Source organism: Pseudomonas sp. EGD-AK9, assembly GCF_000465935.2.
Lineage (GTDB): Bacteria > Pseudomonadota > Gammaproteobacteria > Pseudomonadales > Pseudomonadaceae > Aquipseudomonas.
In genome coordinates this window covers 1-3,143 of record NZ_AVOF01000355.1, presented here as the reverse complement: position 1 = coordinate 3,143, position 3,143 = coordinate 1, and the positions used below count along the sequence as shown (strand labels likewise).

Sequence of the window (3,143 nt, the reverse complement as noted above, 5' to 3'; positions counted from 1 at the left end):
CGGCGTCTGCAGCGCATGGTGCAACGCGGCCAGGTCGCCGCCCTGCTCGAGCTGGCGCGCCAGTGCCTGCTGGCGCTCGGGGTCGAGCGGCAGTTCGTCGAGGTAATGCTGGATCAGCGTGGCGTCAGGGGAGTTATTCATGGGCAGGCAGCTGATAGCTCCAGGTTTCCGACAGGGGTTTGCCGTCCTCGACCAGGGCGGCGCGCATTTCCACCGGCTGCGCCGGGTCCTTGATCTTGACCCGCAGGGTCAGGCGCCAGCCCCGGCTCACCGGGTTGTAGCGCAGGCTGTTTTCCAGCAGCTCGGCGTTGCCGTCGACGCTGGCCTGCACCGTCGGCGGCGCCTCGGCCTTGCGCTTGGCCAGCCGCGGGCCGACGAAATCCACCAGCAGGGCGGTGCTGCCGTCGGGCTGGCGGATCAGGTTGGCCTGCTTGACGTCGCCCTCCGACAGCCGGGTCTGGCTGACCCAGGCCAGCTGCGGGTCGTGCAGCGCCGCCTCGTCGCGACTGAAGTGCAGGCGGTAGGCGATATCCAGCGGCTGGCCGACCGCGGGCAGCTTGTCGGGGCGCCACAGGGCGACGATGTTGTCGTTGGTCTCGTCGGGGGTGGGAATCTCCACCAGCTCGACGTGGCCCGGGCCCCAGTCGCCGAGGGTCTCGACCCAGGCGCTGGGACGCAGCTCATAGCGGTCGTCGAGATCCTGGTACTGGGCGAAGTCGCGGCCGCGCTGGAGCAGGCCGAAGCCGCGCGGGTTGTCGATGCGGTAGCTGCTGACGTTGAGCCGCTGCGGGTTGTTCAGCGGGCGCCACAGCCACTCGCCGTTGCCGGCGTGGATGGCCAGGCCGTCGGAGTCGTGCAACTCGGGCCGGTAGTTGGGCCGCGGCCAGGGCTGGTTGGCGCCGAACAGGTACATGCTGGTCAGCGGCGCAATGCCGAGCTTTTCCACCGAGTCGCGCAGATACAGCCTGGCCTCGACGTCGAGCACGCTGTCCTCGCCCGGCTTGATTTCCATGCGGTAGGCGCCGGTGGCGCGCGGCGAGTCGAGCAGCGCGTAGATCACCAGGCTGCGTCGGTCGGCCTGCGGCTGCTCGATCCAGAACTCGCTGAAGCGCGGGAATTCCTCGCCGGACGGCAACGCGGTGTCGATCGCCAGGCCGCGTGCCGACAGGCCGTAGACCTGGCCCTTGCCGACGACGCGGAAGTAGCTGGCGCCGAGCACGCTCATCAGCTCGTCGTGCTTGTCCGCCGCGTTCAGCGGGTGGATCACCTTGAAACCGGCGAAACCGAGGTTCTCCAGTTCGCCGGGCTGCACCGGCAGATCGGCGAAGTCGAACATGGCCGGATCGTAGCGAATCTCGCGCACGCCCGTGGCGGTGACTTCGTTGATCTTCACCGGCAGGTCGAAGTGCATGCCCTGGTGGAAGAAATACAGCTGGAACGGCGTCTTGCCGTCGCGCCAGTGCGCCTGGTCCTCGCGAAAGCGCAGCTTCTGATAGTCGGCGAAGGCCAGCTCGCGCAGCGCCCCCGGCAGATTGCTCTGCGGCGCGTTGTAACCCTCGGCGGCCAGGGCCTTGGCCTTGACCGCCACATCGTCCAGATCGAACGCCCAGCTGTGGGCGGCGAACAGCAGGGGAACCGCCCAGAGGGCCAGCTTGCCGGCCTTGCCCAGACGGGTTGCAGAACAACGACTCATTGACACACGGCCTCCAGGGCGACGCAGATTGACGGGCAGCGGCCAGCCCACGGGGCGCCGCTGCACGGAAATTGAAATCAGGCGAATGATGCAAAGACAACGCGAGCGCCGTGCAGACGGCCAACCGGACGGCGGCGCCCCTGCATGCGCGTTTTTTCTGCGCATTATCACCAGATCGCGGTATCCGGCACAGGGGCCCGCACAGCTATATTTTCGCCTGCCCGCAGCACCCGCTCAGTCGCGCGGCAGAAGCTCGAAGCGCGCCTCCTGCACGGTGGCCGAATCCAGCCCGAGCTGCACGCGGAACGTCCCCGGTTCGCTGATGTGACGCAGCTCGGCATCGAAGAAACGCAACATGCCCTCGTCGATCTCGAAGCTCAGCTCGCGCGCCTCGCCTGCTTCCAGCTTGACCCTGCGAAAATCCTTGAGTTCCTTGACCGGGCGGATCACCGAGGCGGCCTCGTCGTGCAGATACAGCTGCACCACCGTGGCGCCGGCGCGCGGGCCGCGGTTGTGCAGGGTGACGCTGACCTGGATCTTCTCGCCCGGGCGCAGGCGCTCGGCGGACAGCCGCGGCGGCGACAGCGAGAACTCGCTGTAGCTCAGGCCGTAGCCGAACGGATAGAGCGGGCCGTTGCGCTCCTCGAAGTACTGCGAGGTGTAGTTGCCGGGATCCCCGCCGTACGGCCGGCCCAGGCGCAGGTGGTTGTAGTAGGTGGGGATCTGCCCCACCGAGCGCGGGAAGGAGATCGGCAGCTTGCCCGCCGGGTTGTGCGCGCCGAACAGCACGTCGGCGATGGCGTGGCCGCCCTCGATGCCGCTGTACCAGGTCTCGAGTATGGCGTCGGCGTTGGCCTGCTCCCAGCCCAGGGACAGCGGCCGGCCGTTCATCAGCACCAGCACCAGCGGCTTGCCGGTGGCCTTGAGCGCGCGCAGCAGGGCCTGCTGGCTGTCCGGCAGGTCCAGGCGGGTGCGGCTGGAGGACTCGTGCGACATGCCGCGGGCCTCGCCCACCGCGGCGACTATGACGTCGGCCTGCTGCGCCACGCGCACCGCCTCATCAAGCATGGCCGCGGGGCTGCGCGCGTCCTGCACCACCTCCGGACGGTCCCAGTTGAGGTGGTTGAGGTACTCGACCACCCGCGCATCGTCGGTGACGTTGGCGCCGCGCGCATACAGCAGCTGGCCCTGGCCGCCGAGCGCGGCCGCCATGCCCTGGCGCAGGGTCACCGCCTGTTCGGCGCGGCCGGCCGCCGACCAGCTGCCGAGCATGTCCACCTGGGAGTCGGCCAGCGGACCGATCAGGGCGATGCGCCTGTCCTTGCGCAGCGGCAGGGTGGCGTCGCGGTTTTCCAGCAGCACCAGGGCATCGCGCGCCATCGCCCGCGCCGCGGCGCGGTGCAGACGGTTTTCGGCGTAGACCTCGGCAGGATCGTCAGCGGCGCGGCCG

At 69.1% G+C, this 3,143-nt stretch carries 2 protein-coding genes; both read right to left on the bottom strand.

Going from position 1 to position 3,143, the window contains the following annotated elements:
• Positions 1-133: 133 nt before the first annotated feature.
• Positions 134-1,669, bottom strand: a complete 1,536-nt coding sequence (locus tag N878_RS16180) for a glucan biosynthesis protein G (RefSeq protein ID WP_036988035.1) — start codon at positions 1,667-1,669, stop codon at positions 134-136.
• 258 nt (positions 1,670-1,927) lie between these two features.
• Positions 1,928-3,143: glycoside hydrolase family 3 C-terminal domain-containing protein (locus tag N878_RS16175; RefSeq protein WP_021444650.1), on the bottom strand; the 1,216-nt coding region annotated here is incomplete at its 5' end.